4 protein-coding genes are annotated in these 21,096 nt (G+C 61.9%); 2 read left to right on the top strand and 2 right to left on the bottom strand.

Annotated elements, in window-relative coordinates; translation table 11 throughout:
* The first annotated feature begins 218 nt into the window (after nucleotides 1-218).
* Both AC0IXS_RS04880 and AC0IXS_RS04875 read left to right on the top strand, forming a co-directional pair.
* Nucleotides 219-6,689 carry an amino acid adenylation domain-containing protein gene (locus tag AC0IXS_RS04880; protein ID WP_471824001.1) on the top strand — a complete coding sequence of 2,157 codons (6,471 nt, stop codon included), beginning with the start codon at nucleotides 219-221 and terminating at the stop codon, nucleotides 6,687-6,689.
* Between the two features lies 1 nt (nucleotide 6,690).
* Nucleotides 6,691-15,318 carry an amino acid adenylation domain-containing protein gene (locus AC0IXS_RS04875; protein WP_471824000.1) on the top strand — a complete coding sequence of 2,876 codons (8,628 nt, stop codon included), beginning with the start codon at nucleotides 6,691-6,693 and terminating at the stop codon, nucleotides 15,316-15,318.
* 399 nt (nucleotides 15,319-15,717) lie between these two features.
* On the opposite strand, the gene AC0IXS_RS04870 is transcribed toward AC0IXS_RS04875, so the two are convergent.
* Both AC0IXS_RS04870 and AC0IXS_RS04865 read right to left on the bottom strand, forming a co-directional pair.
* Complete coding sequence (locus AC0IXS_RS04870; RefSeq protein ID WP_471823998.1) at nucleotides 15,718-18,147, bottom strand: TonB-dependent siderophore receptor; 2,430 nt, start codon at nucleotides 18,145-18,147, stop codon at nucleotides 15,718-15,720.
* Nucleotides 18,148-18,467: 320 nt separating this feature from the next.
* A complete protein-coding gene (locus AC0IXS_RS04865) occupies nucleotides 18,468-20,714 on the bottom strand; it encodes a TonB-dependent siderophore receptor (protein ID WP_122690530.1) in 2,247 nt (748 codons plus the stop codon).
* Between the last annotated feature and the right edge of the window lie 382 nt (nucleotides 20,715-21,096).

Below are 21,096 nucleotides of genomic sequence, written 5' to 3'. Positions count from 1 at the left end.
ATTTTTATTCCCTGACACAGCGCTGTCGCGCAGCACACTTCGTGGGAGCGGACTTGTCCGCGAAAAGGCCAGTAAGTTCGGCGAATATTCAGCGACTGAAGCGCGGTATTCGCGGACAAGTCCGCTCCCACGAATTATCTATCTGCGGTGAGCTGTGTCAGGGCACAGCGCCAGTTTCCTCAGGAATGCTTCAGTTCAGTTGTTCAGGAGAGACACCCGTGCACCAGTTGCTTGACTCCGTTAAATCGCTGTCCCCCCGTGAACGCAAGGCGCTGGCGGTCCTGCTCAAGCGTCAGGGGGTGAATCTTTACGGGGTCACGCCGATCTTCCCGAGGGAGACGCAGGAACCGGCAGCGCTGTCCTTCGCCCAGCAACGGCAATGGATTCTCTGGCAACTGGAGCCGCACAGCGCGGCTTACAACATTCCGCTGGCCTTGCGGCTGCATGGCCCGCTGAACATCGAAGCGCTGCGTCGCAGCATCGAAGCGCTGATCGAGCGTCACGAAACACTGCGCACGACCTTCGAGCAGCAGGGGGACGAAGCGCTTCAGGTCGTGCACCCGGCGTCGGCCTTTTTACTGAGCGTTGATCGGCTTGCCGATGGCCAGTCGGTTCAGGATTACGTCGATCACGAAGTGCAGCAGCCGTTCGATCTGCAACACGGACCGCTGCTGCGCGTCAGGCTGCTGCAGGTCGCCGATGAAGAACACGTGCTGGTGCTGACCCAGCACCACATCGTCTCCGACGGCTGGTCGATGCCGATCATGGTCGAGGAACTGCTGCAGGGTTATCAGGCCATCAGCCTGGGGCGAGCGATCGAGCGTGAGCCGCTGCTGATCCAGTACGCCGACTACGCCATCTGGCAACGCAACTGGCTGGAGATGGGTGAACAGGCACGGCAGCTGGAATACTGGAAAAATCAGCTCGGTGATCAGTCTCCCGTGCTGGAATTGCCCACCGACCGTCCACGTCCGGCCACGCGCAATCGTCATGGCGCACGCTTTAATGTCGAACTGGACGCCGCGCTGCTGAGTCGCCTCAAGGCCCTTGCCCGGGAGCAGGGCATCACCCTGTTCATGTTGTTGCTGGCCTCGTTCCAGACCCTGCTGCATCGCTACAGCGGGCAGGACGATGTGCGTGTCGGCGTGCCGATTGCCAACCGCAACCGCAGCGAAACCGAAGGGCTGATCGGTTTCTTCGTCAACACTCAGGTGCTCAAGGCCGAGTTTTCGGCGCAGACCACCGTGGCCCAACTGCTGCAACAGATCAAACAGACTGCCGTGCAGGCTCAGGCCCATCAGGACCTGCCGTTCGAGCAACTGGTCGAAGCCCTGCAGCCGGAGCGCGACCCGAGTCGTAGTCCGCTGTTTCAGGTCGCCTACAACCACCAGACCGAGTCCCGCAACGAAGCCCGCGAACTGGCGGGGCTGCGTCTCGAGTATCAGCTGTCCGACAAACACACCGCCCAGTTCGACCTGACGCTGGACACCTGCGAGCGTCTGGACGGGCTTGGCGCATCACTGATCTACGCCACCAACCTGTTCGATGCGTCCACCGTCGAGCGCATGGCGGGCCACTGGCGCAACCTGTTGCAAGCCATGACGAACGATGTGCGGCAGCGCATTGCTGACCTGCCGTTGCTGAGCACCGATGAGCGTGAGGCGACCTTGCAGGGCTGGAATGCCGGTCTGAAGGCTTATCCGACCAAGCAGTGCGCGCATCAACGCTTTGAAACTCAGGTGTTGAAAACACCGCAGGCCATTGCCCTGAGTCTGGGCAGTGAGCAATTGAGCTACGACCAGCTCAATCAGAGCGCCAACCAGCTGGCCCACAAACTGCGCGAGCAGGGCGTCGGCCCTGACGTGCGCGTGGGCCTGGCGGCCGAGCGCAGTCTGGACATGATCGTCGGCCTGCTGGCAATCCTCAAAGCCGGTGGCGCTTACGTGCCGCTGGACCCGGATTACCCGCAGGATCGCCTGTCTTTCCTGATGGAGGACAGCTGCATTGAATTGTTGCTGACCCAAGCGTCTGTGCTGGATTTGCTGCCGGTTCCGGCCAACGTACAGTGCCTGCTGATCGACGCTTCGCTGGAAGGCTGCAACTCGGAAAACCTGATCAACCATACGACACCGGACAATCTAGCCTACGTCATCTACACCTCAGGCTCGACCGGCAAGCCCAAGGGCACGTTGCTCGCACACCACAACCTGATGCGCCTGTTCGCCGCCACCGATGACTGGTTCGCCTTCAACGAAAAAGACGTCTGGACGCTGTTTCATTCCTTCGCCTTCGACTTCTCGGTCTGGGAAATTTTCGGCGCGCTGCTGCATGGCGGCCGGCTGGTGATCGTGCCGCGTGAAACCAGCCGCTCGCCGGAAGACTTCCACGCCTTGCTGGTCGAGCAGCAGGTCACCGTGCTGAACCAGACGCCGTCGGCGTTCAAGCAGTTGATGCACGTCGCCTGCGAGAGCGCAAAACCGCTGGCACTGCGTTCGGTGATCTTCGGTGGCGAAGCACTGGACGTGGCCAGCCTGACGCCGTGGTTCGAGCGCTTTGGCGATCAGACGCCGCAGTTGATCAACATGTACGGCATCACCGAAACTACGGTTCACGTCACCTATCGGCCGATCACCCAGGCCGACACACACAACCCTGCGAGTCCCATCGGCGAGGCAATACCGGACCTGTCGTGGTACGTGCTGGACGCGGATTTCAATCCTGTCGCCCAGGGTTGCAGCGGCGAACTGCACATCGGTCATGCGGGGCTGGCGCGGGGGTATCACAACCGCGCTGCGCTGACCGCCGAACGTTTTGTGCCCGATCCGTTTTCCGCTGACGGCGGACGCCTTTACCGCACCGGGGACCTGGCGCGTTATCGCGCGACCGGAATCATTGAATACGCCGGGCGTATCGACCATCAGGTCAAGATCCGTGGCCACCGCATCGAGCTGGGCGAGATCGAAGCGCGCTTGCAGGCTCAGGCCCAGGTGCGCGAAGTGATCGTGCTCGCACTGGACGGGCAACTGGTGGCGTATCTGGTGCCGGGCGACCCAGCGCAGGACCCGCACACCCTGCGCGAAACCCTCAAGGCTGAGCTGAAAGCCCATCTGCCGGACTACATGGTGCCGACCCATTTCGTGCTGCTGGACGCCATGCCGCTGACCGCCAACGGCAAGCTGGATCGCAAGGCACTGCCTGCGCCGGATGCCACTCAATTGCAGGCGCAGTACGTCGCGCCTGAAGGCGAGCTGGAACAGCAACTGGCTGCGATCTGGGCCGAAGTGCTGAAGGTTGAGCAGGTCGGTCGTACCGACAATTTCTTCGAGCTTGGCGGGCATTCATTGCTGGCCACGCAGGTCATTTCGCGCATTCGTCAGCAGCTCAGTGTCGAACTGTCCCTGCGTCACCTGTTCGAAGCGCGGGATCTGGCCGCGTTCGCGCAGTGTGCCGGTCAGGGGCAGAGCGCCAGCGTGCCGTCGTTCGTCAAGGCCGAGCGCAGCCAGCCGCTGGGTCTGTCTTACGCCCAGCAGCGTCAATGGTTTCTCTGGCAGCTCGACCCGCAAGGCACGGCCTACAACATGCCTGCCGTGTTGCGCCTCAGCGGCCCATTGGACATCGCAGCGCTGGAAAACAGTTTCAGCGCGCTGATCGCCCGTCATGAAACCCTGCGCACCACGTTTCGTCAGGATGGCGAGCAGGCGGTGCAGATCATCCATCCGGCCCGCACGTTCACGCTGACGGTCGAGCAGTTGCCGAGCGGGCAGGGTGTTGAAGCGGTCGTGCAGAACGAAGTGCAGCGTCCGTTCGATCTGGAGCAAGGCCCGCTGCTGCGCGTCAGACTGCTGAATCTGCGCAGCGATGAGCACCTACTGATCCTGACCCAACACCACATCGTCTCCGATGGCTGGTCGATGCCGATCATGGTCAACGAACTGGTGCGTCTCTACGAAGGCTTCAGTCAGGGCCGCGACGCGCAACTGGCCGAGCTGAGCCTGCAATACGCCGATTACGCGCTGTGGCAACGCAACTGGATGGAAGCGGGCGAGCAGGCGCGGCAGCTGGCGTACTGGAAACAGCAACTGGGTGACGAACAACCGATTCTGGAACTGCCCGCCGACCGGCCGCGTCCGGGGCTGCAAAGCCATGCCGGGGCGCGACTCGCCATCGAGCTGGATGAGGCGTTGGTCGAGGGGTTGAAGAGCGTGGCCCGCCAACAGGGCGTGAGCCTGTTCATGGTGCTGCTGGCTTCGTTTCAGAGCCTGCTGCATCGCCACAGTGGTCAGACCGACATTCGGGTCGGCGTGCCGATTGCCAACCGCACCCGGGCGGAAACAGAAGGCCTGATCGGCTTTTTCGTCAACACTCAGGTGCTGCGTGCCGGATTTGACCTACACACGACCTTCAACGAGTTGCTGCAACAGGTCAAACAGACCGCGCTGCAGGCCCAGGCGCATCAGGAGCTGCCTTTCGAACAACTGGTCGAAGCCCTGCAACCCCATCGCAGTCTCAGTCACAGCCCGTTGTTCCAGGTCATGTTCAACCACCAGAACCAGGCGAGCGCCGAGGTGCGCGATGTCGCGGGTCTGCAGGTTGAGCCAGTCGAACTCGACAGCTACCCGGCGCAGTTCGACCTGACCCTGAACACCGCCGAACACGACGGTGGGCTCAGCGCGGGCATGACCTATGCCACCGCATTGTTCGATCGCCGCACCATCGAGCGCATGGCCGGGCATTGGCAAACCCTGTTGCGGGCTATCTGCGCCAATCCCGGCCAGCGTATTGCCGAGCTGCCGATACTGAACGACGCCGAACGCCAGCAGATGCTGGACTGGAACGCCACGTCTGCGGCCTTCCCGAGCGAGCAGTGCATCCACACGCTGATCGAGACTCAGGTTCAAAAAACGCCGGACGCGCCTGCGCTGATCTTTGCCGAGCAGCAACTGAGTTACGCGCAACTCAACACCCGCGCCAACCAGCTGGCTCACCGTTTGCGTGAATCGGGCGTCGGCCCGGACGTGCGAGTGGGCATCTGCGTCGAGCGCAGCCTGGAACTGGTGATCGGCCTGCTGGCCATCGTCAAGGCAGGCGGTGCCTACGTGCCGCTGGACCCTGATTATCCCGAGGACCGGCTGGCCTACATGATGCAGGACAGCGGCATCAGCCTGCTGTTGACCCAGACGCCGCTGCTGGCGAATCTGCCATTGCCTGCCGGGGTGCAGAGTCTGTACCTGGATCTGAACGGCGACTGGCTGGACGGTTACAGCACCGCCAACCCGGTCAACCTGACGGATCCGCTCAATCTGGCGTACATGATTTACACCTCGGGATCGACCGGCAAACCCAAGGGCGCGGGCAACAGCCATCGTGCGCTGGTCAACCGCCTGCACTGGATGCAAAAGGCCTACGGGCTGGACGCAACCGACACGGTGCTGCAGAAAACCCCGTTCAGCTTCGACGTATCGGTCTGGGAATTCTTCTGGCCGCTGCTGACCGGAGCGCGTCTGGCCGTGGCGTTGCCGGGTGATCATCGCGACCCTGAGCGGCTGGTGCAGACCATTCAGCAGCATCAGGTCACGACCTTGCACTTCGTGCCGTCGATGCTGCAGGCCTTCCTGACCCATCAGCAGGTGGAAAGTTGCCGCAGCCTGAAACGCGTGGTGTGCAGCGGCGAAGCACTGCCTGCAGAACTGGCCGGGCAGGTGCTCAAACGCTTGCCGCAGGTCGGCCTGTACAACCTCTATGGCCCGACCGAAGCGGCCATTGATGTCACTCACTGGACCTGCTCGCCGGAGGACGTGCTGAGCGTGCCGATTGGTCGTCCCATCGACAACCTCAAGACCCATATCCTCGACGACGGCCTGCTGCCGGCCGCACCCGGCGTGGCGGCTGAGTTGTATCTGGGCGGTGTCGGTCTGGCGCGGGGTTATCACAACCGCGCCGCGCTGACGGCCGAACGCTTCGTGCCGGACCCGTTCGATGAGCAGGGTGGTGGTCGTCTGTATCGAACCGGAGATCTGGCGCGCTACCGCCATGAAGGCGTGATCGAATACGCCGGACGTATCGACCACCAAGTGAAGATTCGCGGGTTGCGCATTGAGCTGGGTGAAATCGAAGCCAGTCTTCTCGAACACCCTTCCATTCAGGAAGTAGTAGTTATCGACATCGACGGCCCGTCCGGCAAGCAGCTCGCCGCGTATGTGGTGACGAACGATCAGAACCCGGACGTTGAAGGTCTGCGGGACAGGCTCAGGGCATTCCTCAAAGAAACATTGCCGGACCACATGGTGCCTCATCACGTTGTCTGGCTGGCCAGGATGCCGCTCACGGCCAATGGCAAGCTGGACCGCAAGGCCCTGCCGAAACCGCAGTCCAGTCAGGTTGCACGCCTTTACGTGGCACCGGCCACCGACCAGGAGCAACAACTGGCGGCGATCTGGGCCGAGGTGCTGAAGGTCGAGCGAGTAGGGCTGACCGACGACTTCTTCGAGCTGGGCGGCCATTCGCTGCTGGCCACGCAACTGGTGTCCAGAATCCACTCGGGACTGGGCATCGACATCCCGTTGCGGCTGATCTTCGAGAAACCACAACTGAACGAATTTATCCAGGCGTTCGCCCAGAGCGGCCTGTCGCTGACCGAGGACGGCTTGTCCGATATCGAGAAAATGATGAACGAAATGGCGGGTATCTGACATGGACCAGTCTGCAGCAGCGCGTATCGCCCAGCGTTTCGTCGGTTTACCCGTCGAACAGCGTCGTCAGATTCTCGGCAAGATGAATGAAACCGGACAGAGCTTCAGGCTGCTGCCGATTGCCGTGACCCGCCATGAGATTGCCCGCATTCCGCTGTCGTACGCACAGCAACGCATGCTGTTTCTCTGGCAAATGGAACCTCACAACATTGCCTACAACGTACCACTGGCGGTGCGTCTGAAGGGCCCGCTGAACCCGCAGGCGCTCGGCGCAGCGCTCGATCAGCTGGTGCAGCGTCATGAAACCCTGCGCACCCGGTTCGTCTCCGAAGACGGCGAGTTTCATCAGGAAATTCTGCCGCAGGGCAACGTTGCCCTGGAGTGCGTCAGTGTCGAGGCGGATCAGGTCAAGGCGCAGGTACGTGCCGAACTGCATAAGCCGTTCGATCTGCTCAGCGGTACGTTGCTGCGGGTCAAGCTGTTCCAACTGAGCGACGCTGAACACGTGCTGACGGTGTGCCTGCATCACGTGGTGTCCGATGGCTGGTCGGGCGAATTGCTGATTCGTGAATTCGTGCAGCTGTATCAGGCGCACGTCCTTGGGCAGACCGCAACCCTGCCTGAACTGGCGATTCAATACGCTGACTACGCGATCTGGCAGCGCGCCTGGCTGGAAGCAGGGGAGGGCGAGCGGCAGCTGGATTACTGGAAGCAGCAACTGGGCAGTGAGCACCCGGTGCTGACCCTGCCGCTGGACCATGAGCGTCCGTTGCAGCCCAGCCATCGTGGCGCGACCGTGCGTGTCGATCTCTCGGAACACCTGTCGACACAGCTGAAAACCCTGGCCCGCAGCCGTGGCCAGACGATCTTCATGCAGGTGCTGGCGGCGCTGTCGGTGGTGCTGTCGCGCTTCAGCGGGCAGGCGGATATTCGCATCGGTGCACCGAATGCCGGACGTACCCGCAGCGAACTGGAGGGACTGATCGGTTTCTTCATCAACACCCAAGTGCTGCGCGTGCAGGTGGACGAGCGCCAGAGTTTTGCGGCATTGCTGGATCAGGTGAAACAGGTAGTGAGCGGCGCGCAGTCGCATCAGGAACTGCCTTTCGAGCATCTGGTGGACGCCTTGGCGCCGGAGCGCAATCTCGGGCACAACCCTTTGTTCCAGTTCAAGATCAATCAACATGTCTACGCTGCCGAACAGACCGACGCCTCGCGCCAGAGCCTGTCCGGGCTGAGCGTCAGCGAGTTTCCGGTGGGCGCAGGCGATGCACGCTTCGATCTGGCCTTCGATTTCACCGACACACCGGATGGCCTGCGCGGCTACTTCACCTATGCCACCGACCTGTTCGAGGCTCGCACCATCGCGCGTATCGCTGACGCCTTGCGCGAGGTGTTGCAGGCACTGGTGACGAACGTTGATCGTCGTCTGGCGGATCAGCCGCTGACAGGTTCGCTGCCGATTATCGAAACGTCGCTGGATTTCGCCTGCTCCGACTTGCTCGGCCTCTGGCAGAACAGCTTGCACATCGGACGTGACAAAACGGCCGTGCGGGTTGGCCAACAGACGCTGAGCTTTGCGCAACTGGAGCAACAGTCCAACCGTTTCGCTCGCTATCTGCAAGCCGAGGGCATCGGCGCAGGCATGACGGTTGCGCTGTGTCAGGACCGCTCCGTGGAGTGGGTGGTCAGCCTGCTGGCGGTGCTGAAACTCGGTGCGGTGTACCTGCCGCTGGACACCTCGCAGCCCGCCGAGCGCTTGCAGCAATTGGTCAGGGACAGCGGCGCGGCATTGCTGATTCATGCTGCGGACAACGACAAGGCCGCACGGCTTGGCGTCTGCCCGGTGCTGGCGTTCGATGCAATGCAGTGGACCGATTGCGCTGATGAAGCGCTGGGTGTTCAGGTCAATGCCGAGCAACCGGCTTACATCATTTACACCTCCGGCTCCACCGGGCAGCCCAAGGGTGTGGTGATCAGCCACGGCGCGCTGGCCAATTACGTGCAGTCCGTGCTGACGCGCCTGTCGCTCGATGCACAGGCGAGCATGGCGATGGTCTCCACCGTTGCCGCCGACCTGGGTCACACCTTGCTGTTCGGCGCGCTGGCATCGGGTCGCACACTGCACCTGCTGTCCCACGAACAGGCCTTCGATCCTGATGGATTTGCCCGCTACATGGCCGAGCATCAGGTGGACGTGCTGAAGATCGTTCCAAGCCATCTGCAAGGTCTGCTACAGGCCGCAACTCCCGCCGATGTGTTGCCCAGGCAGCTGCTGATTCTGGGGGGCGAGGCCAGTTCCTGGGCCTTGATCGAGCAGGTTCGCTCGCTCAAACCGGGCTGCCGGATCGTCAACCACTACGGCCCGACCGAAACGACGGTGGGCATCCTCACCCATGAAGTGGCTGAAAAGTTGTCCGCCTGCCGCAGCGTTCCTGTCGGCCAGCCGCTGACCAACGGCAAGGCGCGGGTGCTGGACGCATACCTGAATCCGGTCGCCGAGCGTGTCGCCGGCGAGTTGTACCTGGGCGGCGAAGGCCTGGCGCAAGGCTATCTGGGCCGTGCGGCGATGACTGCCGAACGCTTCGTGCCGGACCCGGATGCCGATGGCAAACGCCTGTACCGTGCAGGCGACCGCGCGCGCCGGGTGGATGGCGTGCTGGAATATCTGGGTCGCGTTGACGATCAGGTGAAAATCCGTGGCTATCGGGTCGAGCCCGGTGAAGTCGGGCAGTTGCTGCAAACCCTGGAAGGCGTCGCCGAAGCGGTGGTGCTGGCCCAGCCGCTGGACAGCGATGAGTCGCGACTGCAACTGGTGGCCTGGTGCGTGGCGTCGGTAAGCGCTGAAACCCTGCGTGAACAACTGGCCGCACGTCTGCCGGAATACCTCGTGCCTGCACAGATCCTGCTGCTCGAGCGTCTGCCGCTGACCGCCAACGGCAAACTCGACAAACGCGCCTTGCCCAGGCCGGGCGTGGTCAAGCAGCGCTACACCGCACCGGTTGGCGAGATCGAGGAAAAGCTCGCCGCGGTTTGGGCCGACGTGCTCAAACTGGAGCAGGTGGGCAGCACCGACAACTTCTTCGAACTGGGCGGCGACTCGATCCTCAGTCTGCAAATCATCGCCCGCGCCAAGCGTCAGGGCATCAAGCTCAGCCCGAAGCAGTTGTTCGAAAAGCAGACCATCGGCCAATTGGCGTCGGTGGCGAAACTGATTCAGAAGAAGCCAGCCGTTGCGGTGGAGCAGGTCAGCGGTTCGCTGCCCTTGCTGCCGATTCAGGCGCGCTTCTTCGAACTGGAGATTCCCGAGCGTCATTACTGGAATCAGGCGGTGATGCTCAAGCCCAATACGGTTCTGGACGCAACGCTGCTGCAAAGCGCACTGACAGCGCTGATCGAACATCACGACGCGCTGCGTCTGGGCTTCTCTCGGCAGGACGGGCAATGGCATGCCACGTTTGGCGCGCTGAATACTCGTGATGTGCTGTGGATGCATGAGCTGGACGACATCGAGCGCCTGACCGAACTGGCCGACGAGGCACAACGCAGCCTTGATCTGAAAAACGGACCGCTGCTGCGCGCGGTGCTGGTCAATCTGCCGCAGAACGAGCAACGCCTGCTGCTGGTCATTCACCACCTCGTGGTGGATGGCGTGTCGTGGCGTGTGCTGCTGGAAGACTTGCAACAGGTGTATCAGTCCATTGCCGCAGGACAAACCCTGGCGCTGCCGAGTAAAACCAGCTCGCTGAAAAGCTGGGCCGAACACTTGCAGGCCCATGCGCAGAGCACTGCGCTGGAGCAGGAATTGTCCTGGTGGCAGAACCAGTTGCGGGGCGCCGGCGACGCGTTGCCCTGCGACAACCCGCAGGGCGGGCAGCAGCAGAAACACGCGACCTCTGTGGTCACGCAACTGGGCAACGAACTGACCCGGCAACTGCTGCAGGATGCACCAGCGGCCTATCGCACCCAGATCAACGACCTGCTGCTGACAGCGCTGGCCCGAGTGATCAGCCGCTGGACCGGACAGTCCGACGTGCTTATTCGTCTGGAAGGCCATGGCCGTGAGGACCTGTTCGACACGCTGGACCTCAGCCGTACCGTTGGCTGGTTCAGTAACCTGTACCCGGTCAGGCTGTCACCGCAGGACGCGTTGTCCGATTCGATCATGGCCATCAAGGAACAATTGCGCGCGGTGCCCGACAAGGGCATCGGTTATGGCGCGCTTCGCTATCTGGGCAGCGACGCCGCGCGTCATGCGCTGCAGCAGTTGCCGCAGGGCAGCATCGTCTTCAATTATCTGGGCCAGTTCGACGGCAGTTTCGATGCGCAGGACGCGTTGTTCGCCCCATCGGCTGACAGCGCGGGCGCCTCTCAAAGTGCCGAAGCGCCGCTGGCTGCGCCCCTCAGCATCAACGGTCAGGTGTACGGTGGCGAGCTGCGTCTGAGCTGGAGTTTCAGCGGCGCGGTGTTCGAGACCGGCACGGTGCAACGTCTGGCCGACGACTACGCACGGGAGTTGCAACAGCTCATCGCGCACTGCACGGCGCCAGGCGTTGCCGGTGTCACGCCGTCCGACTTCCCGCTGGCCCGTCTGACTCAGGCACAACTGAACAGCCTGCCGATGGCGGCCCGAGACATCGAAGACATCTACCCGCTGGCGCCGATGCAGCAGGGCATGCTGTTCCACACCCTGTTCGAGCAGGAGGCGGGCAACTACATCAACCAGATGCGCGTCGAAGTCAGCGGTCTGGATGTCGCGCGTTTCAAGGCGGCCTGGCAGGCCACGCTGAATACCCATGAAGTGCTGCGCAGCGGTTTCGTCAGCCATCTGGATCAGTCATTGCAGGTGGTGTTGCGCGAAGTGCCGATGCCGTTCGCCGAGGTGGATGCCAGCGGCCAGACGCCGCAATGGCTGGATGACTGGGCCGATGCGGACCGTCGACAGGGTTTTGATCTGACTCAGGCGCCGTTGCTGCGTCTGACGGTATTGCGCACCGCAGAAGACAAACATCAGTTGGTCTACACCAGCCACCACATTCTCATGGACGGCTGGAGCAGCTCGCGCCTGTTGGGCGAAGTGTTGCAGCGTTACAGCGGACAGACGCCGGCAAGACAGACCAGTCGTTACCGCGATTACATCGAATGGCTGCAGCGTCAGGACGCGGCGCTCAGTGAGCGTTTCTGGACCGGACAACTGGCGGAGCTGGATGAGCCGACCCGCCTGATGCAGAGCTTCAAGTCGCAGCCGGGCGAGGCCGGGCAGGGCGATCACCTGCAACTGATCGACGCGCACGCCACACAGGCATTGAGCGAGTTCGCCCGCGAACATCGTGTAACCCTCAATACGCTGGTGCAGTCGGCCTGGCTGCTGGTGCTGCAACGCTACACCGGGCAATCCAGCGTGACCTTCGGTGCAACGGTGGCGGGGCGTCCTGCCGAGTTGCCGGGTGTCGAGGAACAGCTCGGCCTGTTCATCAACACCTTGCCGGTGATCGCCAGCCCGCGTCCCGAGCATCGTGTTGCCGACTGGGTCCAGCAGGTCCAGACCAAGAATCTGGCCCTGCGCGAACATGAACACACGCCGCTGTACGACATTCAACGTTGGGCGCGCAGCGGCGGTGATGCGCTGTTCGACAGCATTCTGGTGTTCGAGAACTACCCGGTCTCCGACGCGTTGCAACAGACCGCGCCGCCGAGGCTGGTGTTCGGCGGCCTGCATACGCAGGAGCAGACCCATTACCCGCTGACGCTGGTGGTCAATCTGGGCCAGACCCTGTCGATGCGCTTCAGCTACGACCGACAGAGCATGAGCGAAGCTGACGTGGTGCAATTGTCGGCGCATCTCCAGCACCTGTTGCAGGCGTTGATTCGCGATCCGCAGGCCGCGATTGGTGAACTGGCGCTGCTGGATCAGCCTGCGCAGCAGCAGGTATTGCGCGACTGGAACGATACGGCTGCGGACTTCCCGAGCGAACAGTGCATTCATACGCTGATCGAGACTCAGGTGCTGGCGACGCCAGATGCGCCTGCGCTGATCTTTGCCGAGCAGCAACTGAGTTACGCGCACCTCAACGCCCGCGCCAACCAGCTGGCTCACCGTTTGCGTGAATCGGGCGTCGGCCCGGACGTGCGAGTGGGCATCTGCGTCGAGCGCAGCCTGGAACTGGTGATCGGCCTGCTGGCCATCGTCAAGGCAGGCGGTGCCTACGTGCCGCTGGACCCTGATTATCCCGAAGACCGATTGGCCTACATGATGCAGGACAGCGGTATCGGCCTGCTGCTGACCCAGACGCCGCTGCTCGCGCGTCTGCCATTGCCTGCCGGGGTGCAGAGTCTGTGCCTGGATCAGAACGGCGCCTGGCTGGAAGGTTATAGCACCGCCAACCCGGTCAACCTGACGGATCCGCTCAATCTGGCGTACATGATTTACACCTCGGGATCGACCGGCAAACCGAAGGGCGCGGGCAACAGCCATCGTGCGTTGGTCAACCGTCTGCATTGGATGCAGAAGGCTTATGCGCTGGATGCTACCGATACCGTGCTGCAGAAAACCCCGTTCAGCTTCGACGTATCGGTCTGGGAGTTCTTCTGGCCGCTGCTGACCGGAGCGCGCCTGGCCGTGGCGTTGCCGGGTGATCATCGCGACCCTGAGCGGCTGGTGCAGAGCATTCAGCAGCATCAGATCACGACCTTGCACTTCGTGCCGTCGATGCTGCAGGCCTTCCTCACTCATCCGCAGGTGGAAAGCTGCCAGAGCCTGAAACGCGTGGTGTGCAGCGGCGAAGCCTTGCCAGCGGAACTGGCCGGGCAGGTACTCAAGCGCCTGCCACAGGTCGGGCTGTACAACCTCTATGGCCCGACCGAAGCGGCCATCGACGTTACACACTGGACCTGTTCGCCGGACGATGTATTGAGCGTGCCGATTGGTCGTCCCATCGACAACCTCAAGACCCATATCCTCGATGACGGCCTGCTGCCGGCCGCACCCGGCGTGGCGGCTGAGTTGTACCTGGGCGGTGTCGGTCTGGCGCGGGGTTATCACAACCGCGCCGCACTGACGGCCGAGCGCTTCGTGCCGGACCCGTTCGACGAGCAGGGCGGTGGTCGTCTGTATCGCACCGGGGATCTGGCTCGCTATCGCCATGAAGGCGTGATCGAATACGCCGGGCGTATCGACCATCAGGTGAAGATTCGCGGGTTGCGTATCGAACTGGGTGAAATCGAAGCGCGGCTGCTTGAACACTCGGGCGTGCGTGAAGCCAGCGTGATCGACATCGACGGCCCGACCGGCAAGCAACTGGTGGCCTATCTGGTGCCGAGCGACGCAGGTCGGGACGCAGAGGCGCTGCGTGAAACACTGAAAGCGCAGCTCAAGTCCCACCTGCCGGATTACATGGTGCCTGCGCATTTCGTGCTGCTCGACGCCATGCCACTGACGGCCAACGGCAAGCTGGACCGCCGCGCCTTGCCCAAGCCTGAAGCAGGCCGTGCGCAGGGTTACGTGGCGCCGCGTAGCGAGTTCGAACGGCGTCTGGCTGCGCTTTGGGAACAGGTGCTGCAGGTTGAACAGGTTGGATTGAACGACAACTTCTTTGCCTTGGGCGGACACTCGCTGCTGGCGGTTTCACTGGCCGGGCGGATTCGCGAGACCTTCGATGTGTCGATCAAGCTGCATGATTTCCTGCTGATGCAGACCTTGGGCGAGCTGGCCGATTTCATGCGCGCTGGCGAGGCGAAGGTCAAATCGGCAGTCATTGCCATGAACGCCAGTGGCTCGACCCGCACGCCGGTGTTCTGCCTGCCGCCGGGCGGCGGCGGTACATACTCCTATTATCCGCTGGCCGGAAAACTGACTGACCACCGCGTGGTGTACGGGCTGGTCAACAAGGCCTACGTGGTGCCGGGCTGGTTCGACATATCATGGACAGAGATGGTGGATTACTACGTCGAGCAGATTCGCAACACCCAGCCGGTCGGGCCTTACAGCCTGCTGGGCTGGTCGATGGGCGGCGCACTGGCCATCGACATCGCCCATCGTCTGGAAAGCGCAGGCGAAATCGTTGAGTTCGTGGGGCTGGTGGATACCCAGTTGCCCGTTTCCGTCGGCATGGAGTGGGTTGAGGAAGCGCCGGACGTCACTCGCCAGAAGCAGGACGAGAACTACTACCGCAGCCTGATCAAGAGCCTTCAGGCCTTTGTACCGGGCTTGCAGGAAGAGGCCATTGTGCAGTTGATCGAAACGGCACGGCAGTCGGTTTCGAGCGAAAGCGAGGTGATCGATCGGGTGGTCGATCAGGTTGCACGCGACGCCGGGATGAGTGCCGACAGCCTGCGCAGCGTGTTCCAGGACATCGCCGTGCAGGACGAAATCGAAACCGGCTATCGCCTGCTCGACGCCAACGCCCGCCTGAGCGAAGCCTTCACCCTGAAACGGTTGAACGTCAAAGTCGATTGCTGGTGGGCAGGACAAAGCCGCCAGCCCGACCAGATCGCCAAAGCTGAGCGGGTATTGCTCGAACAGTGCTCGGTAAACGGGCTGGCGAGTTCAAGCGTGGTTGATCAGCGTCACGACAACGTGGTGATTGCCGATGCGTTTCTGGATGGGCTGCTGGCGCGGTTGAGGATGTGATCTGTTGCTGATCGTACGTCACCCCGGACGCGGAGCGTCCTGAGCGGCATTCCCACGCAGAGCGTGCGGAACGATCATTGATCTTCAATACACTGATCGTGCCCATCGCTCCGCGTGGGCATGCATCGCGTGACGCTCCGCGTCACAAATGGCACAGATTGCGGATTCAGTGAGCCGAGCGCATGACGTGATGACGCTGGAGCTTGGCCACGCGTTTGCGCCACATTCAAGAGCGGACGCGGAGCGTCCTGAGCGGCATTCCCACGCAGAGCGTAGGAACGATCAGCGACGATGATTGCTCCGCGAGGGCATGCAGCCCGGGGATCTTTGCGTCCCGATGGATCTTATGACTCGGAGATTCTGTAGAAAACGATCAGCGTGAGTCGGCAACGCGCAACTTCAGAAATCCCCACGCACGGTCAGGACGTAGTTGCGCGGATCGCCGTAATAGTTGCCCCGGTCGATATCGCCCGTGGCCTTGTAATACTTGCGGTCGAGCAGGTTGTTGCCGTTCAGCGCGATGGACCAGTGCTCGTCGACCTTCCACGACACGCGGGCATCCCAGATCGCACGGCCGGGGTTTTCGATGACCTGCGTCGATTCGGTTTCCCGGTAGCCGCTCTGGGCTGAAACGCCAGCGCCAACGGACAGCCGCCTCCAGGCGCCGGGCAGGGTGTAATTGCTGCTGATGCGTGCCATGTGCCGCGGTGTCTCGGCAGAAATGGACTGCCCGTCACTGCCTCGGGTGAGGTTGAAGGTATAGCCCGCCAGCGTCTGCAACCCCGGCAGCAGTTCGCCGCTGACTTCCATCTCGAAACCCTTGCTGCGTCGTACTTCGCCGTTCAGGTAGCAGGTCCCGTAAGCGTCGTTCATCAGGCACTCGCCGACATGGGCATCGTCCTCGACCGCCACGTCTTTCTGTATCACGTAGAACACGGCAAAGGAGACGTTCAGGCGCTTGTCGAACAGTTCGCCCTTGATCCCGGTTTCGTGACTGGCGCCGATGGCCGGATCGAGCAGGGCGCCGCCCGCCGTGCGATAGCCGCTCTGCGGCAGGAAAATATCAGTGTAGCTGGCGTACCACGACCAGTCCGGGGACAGGTCGTAGATCACACCGAGAAAGGGCGTGACTTCGTTGTCCTGTCGGGCGCGGGTCGTCAACCCGGCCGATTCGGCCTGATAGTCATACCCGCTCACACGGCCGCCCATGACCAGGCTCAGTGATTCGGTCAGGCCCAGCCGCAGATTGCTGTAGACGCCGTAGCGCTTGTCGCTGAAGTCGGTACTGCTCCAGGCCGGGCGCGCGGGTTCGGTGATTGCGTCGTGGTCGACGTTGAACACATCGACCGCACGAACCGTATTAATAGTGGCGTAGCGTGAGTCGCGTTTCTGCTCCGACCAGTTGGCGCCCAGCGTCAACTGATGAGTCAGCCCGAACCCCTCGAAGCGGCCGTCCAGATGGGTGTCCAGGCCATCGCTCTGCAGATCGTCCGAACGGAACAGGGTCTTGACCAGACGAGAGCCCGCCTGCGTTTGCGGGTCGATTGCACCTTGGGCGTAGGCGACTTGCTGTTCGAACGACCCCTTGGAATGCGTGGCCGCCAGCTTCGCCGTCCAGTCGTCGTCGAAACGGTGTTCCAGTTCGCTGAAGACTTCATCGGTCTGCGTCTCGTGACGGTTCCAGGATTGAGCCAGCGAGGTCGAGCGCGACACCTCGAGCGCCCGGCCGTCGCTATAGCGCGGCAGGCCGAATATCGAGAAGCCGTCAGTGTCTGCACGCTGATGGCGGACCCCGAGGGTCAGGGTTGTATCCTCGCTCAGGTCGCTTTCCAGAATGCCGTAGAGCAGCGGGGCGGTCTTGTGCAGCACATCGATGAAGTAGCCCCGATCTTCATATGAAGCCACGAAGCGACCGCGCACATTGCCCGAGTCATTGAGGCGACTGCTGCCATCCAGATCGACACGATAGTTGTCCCAACTGCCTGCGCGGGTGGTCACCGAGAGCTGAGGAATGGCCGTCGGACGCTTGCGCACCAGATTGACCGCTCCGCCCGGATTACCTGCGCCGATCAGCAGGCCTGCCGCGCCGCGCAATACTTCGACACGATCGTAGATGGCCATGTCCGGCGTCATCCAGCCGGCCACGCTGTAGCCCTGCCCGGAAACACCATCGATGGTGTAGCTTTCGTCCTCCATGGCGAAGCCGCGCGAGCTGTAGACGTGGGAGCCGAAGTTGCGTTGCGAGAAGGTAATGCCCGGCGTTTGCGCCATCACCTCATCAAGCCCGGTCAGGTTCTTGTCGTCCATCAACTGGCGGGTCATCACCGTCACGGATTGCGGTGTGTCACGCAGTGACTGAGGTGTCTTGTTGAGACTCACGGCGGCGGTGGTGTACGAGCCGCTACCCTCGGTGGTGACGCCAAACTGCTGTGCCTGAATCGCCACCGGTTTTAGCGTCACAGGCGGCAGAAGCGGCGTGCGGCCGAGCGTCAGGGTGTTGGCTTCGAAGGTATGCGCCACTCCAGCCTTGCGCAGCAGATCCGTGACCGCCTGCTCGGGCGTGAGCTTGCCGCGCACCACGCCGCTGGTCTTGCCGCGTACGTCATCCGGGTTGTACAGCACTTGCAGATCGCCCTGGCGCGCCAGTTCTTTCAAGGCGCTGCTCAAGGGCTGGGCGGGAATGTCGAAGTCCAGTTCCTCGGCTATCGCCTGGCCCTGAAGCAACAGCGAAAACACCAGACCCAGCCCCTTCAACATCAACCCGGATTTCGGGCTTTTGTCGAAGGGTTTTACGCGTCCCGAGTGGCAGCGTCTTAAGGGTGGTGGCATAGCAGGAAGGCTCTTTTGGTACGCGCGTGCAGGATAGTGTATTTGTCGTCGGTCGGGTGTCAGTCTTCGTCAGCAGGCTCACTGTTTTTGACTTACCAGTCTGTGGGAGGCGGCTTGCCGGCGATGCAGCCAGCGCGGTGTCGCAGGCGGACCGCGTTATCGTTCATCGCCGGCAAGCCGCCTCCCACAAGACCGTGTTCTTCAGGCTGTTCCCGGCATCGGGCAGACACCTTCGATGTCGGCACCGCGAAAGCACAAAAAGCCAAGGGTTTCCCCTTGGCCTTGTGGCTGTTGCCTTTATCCATGAATCTGACGGTGGATCAGAAATCTCCGCGCAAGGTCAGGACGTAACTGCGCGGCTCGCCGTACACGTTGGAACGGTCGGTGGCCACGGCAGTGGAATAGTACTTACGGTCGAACAGGTTTTCGGCGTTGAGCGAGACACGCCAGTTTTCATCCAGCTTCCAGGAGGCACGCGCATCCCAGATCGCGCGACCTGAAACACCCAACTGGTCGTTGGAAGGCACTTCGTAACCCGAATCCGCCGACACACCGGCACCCAGGGTCAGGCGATTCCAGGCGCCCGGCAGGTTGTAGCTGGTGTTGAGGCGCAGCATGTGTTTCGGCGTTTCGTAGGCGACTTCCGCGTCGCCATTGTTACGCAGCATGTTGTAGGTATAACCGCCGAACACCTGCAGGCCCGGCAGCACTTCGCCGCTGGCTTCGAGTTCCACGCCCTTGCTGCGCTTGATGCCGTCCTGCACATAGCACGAACCGTCCGAGCTGGTCGGGCAGAACACGGAAGCGGCGTCGGCAGACAGGTCAACCGCGGCTACGTCTTTCTGCTTGATGTAGAACAGCGCCATCGACAGGTTCAAACGCTTGTCGAACAGCTCGCCCTTGAAGCCGGTCTCGTAGTTGGAACCGATGGCCGGATCCAGTGGCGAGCCAGCCACGTCGACGAAATCGGCTTGCGGCGTGAAGATATCGGCGTAACTGGCGTACCACGACCAATTGTCGTTGATGTCGTAGATCAGTCCGGCGAACGGGGTGAATTCCTGCGTCTGCTTGGATTCATAGCTGTTGGCTGCGCCGGTTTTTACATCGTACTTATAGTCGTACCAGCTCAAGCGGCTGCCGAGTACAACGCTCAACGGCTCGGTCAGGTGAATCCGCGCATTGGCGTAAAGGCCCGCACGTTCTTCGGTCATGTCGATGTCGTTGCCCCAGGCCGGACGCACTGGCTTGGCGAAAGCGTTCTGGTTGACGTTGAAAATGTTGATGGGCGAAGCCGTTCTGACCTGCGCCTGTTTGGTATTGGATTTCTGTCTGGACCAGTCGGCACCCAGGGTCAACTGATGGTTCAGGCCGAACGCGTTCAAGTTGCCCTCCAGCTGGCTGTTCAGGCCGGTGCTGTTGACTTCGTCCTTACGGAACAGCGTGTTCTGGAAGGTCGAGCCTGCCAGCGTGGTCGGATTCACCGCGCCGCGTGCATACGCAATTGCCTGATCAAACCCACCCTGGGAGTAGGTCAACGAGGTCCGGCTTCTCCAGTCATCGTTGAAGCGGTGTTCGATTTCGGTGAAGACCTCGGTCATGTCGCTTTCGAGGCGGTTCCAGTCCTGCGCCAGGTTGGTCGAGCGCGACAGGCCCAGCGACTGGCCGTTGCTGTAGCGCGGCAGGCCATAGATGGAATAGCCGTTGATGACCTGTTCCTGACGACGCAGGCTCATGGTCAGCGTGGTGTTGTCAGTCACGTCGGCTTCGACGATGCCGTACAGCAGCGGCGTGCGGCTGTCGCGGCCATCCAGATACGAGCCGCTGTCGTCATAGGCGGCGACCATACGGCCACGCAGGGTGCCCGAATCGTTGAGCTTGCCACTGCCGTCCAGATCGACCCGGTACTGATCCCAGGAACCGGCGCGGGTGGTGATCGAAAACTTGTTCTCGGCGGTCGGGCGCTTGCGCACCAGGTTCACCGCGCCGCCTGGCTGGCCTGCGCCGACCAGCAGACCGGACGCGCCGCGCAATACTTCGACACGGTCATAGATGGCCATGTCCGGCTGCATCCAGCCAGTGATCTGATAGCCCTGACCGCCGATGCCATCGACCAGAAAACTCTCCGCCAGCAGCGAGAAACCGCGCGAGGTATACACGTGGCCGCCGAAGTTGCGGTACTGGAAACTCATGCCGGGCGTGTCTTCCAGAACATCGCTGAGGCTGTTCAGGTTGTTGTCGTCCATCACCTGACGGGTTACGACGCTGACCGATTGCGGCGTTTCGCGCAATGACTGCGGCGCGCCCTTGCCAATGCTCACAGCGCCGGTGGTGTAGGAACCGGTCCCGTCGGTGGTGGTGCCCAGCGATTTGGAGTCAATGGCAGTCGGGGCCAGGGTCACCGTGCCTGCGGTACTGGAACCTTCTGCAGCGGCTTCCTCTGCCTGAACCTGCGCAGCCAGCGGCATGCAAAGCGCGAAACCCATGGCTGCCATGGATGGTCGGGAAGTGAACATCGGGCGGAGCAGCAAGGCTTTGCTGAGCGGGGTGAGTCGTGACGGGTTGTGCATGACGTGGCTCTTTTAGTAAGTATCGGCAGAGGGCAGATAGCGTCGATCAGATCTGCGCGGTCTGGTCCAGCCAGCCATTCGCGCAGTCGTGAGCAACTTTTTTATGGGCAATCGGGGCGGGAAAGCAGCCATGCGCACCGTTGCTGTAAATGAGAACGAAAGCGAATCACTGTTATTTAATGAATTTTTCACATTGCGCGAAAAATAGATGGCGGATGGCTAGTAACGCTCATGTGCAGGTGGCCTGCAGAACCAAAAAGCCCCGCTCGCGGACAGGCCGGGCGGGGGCTCTCATGGTTGTACACAAGTCTGTCAAACACTGATGATCGTGCCCATCGCTCTGCGTGGGCATGCCGCCCGTGACGCTCCGCGTCACAAATGG

The sequence above is a fragment of the Pseudomonas sp. AC016 genome (genome assembly GCF_979253365.1).
This window is presented reverse-complemented; position numbering and strand designations above follow the sequence as displayed.

Coding starts and splice junctions, on each gene's coding strand:
- AC0IXS_RS04870 (WP_471823998.1), bottom strand. CDS start 18,147: ATGCCACCACCCTTAAGACGCTGCCACTCGGGACGCGTAAAACCCTTC.
- AC0IXS_RS04875 (WP_471824000.1), top strand. CDS start 6,691: ATGGACCAGTCTGCAGCAGCGCGTATCGCCCAGCGTTTCGTCGGTTTA.
- AC0IXS_RS04865 (WP_122690530.1), bottom strand. CDS start 20,714: ATGCACAACCCGTCACGACTCACCCCGCTCAGCAAAGCCTTGCTGCTC.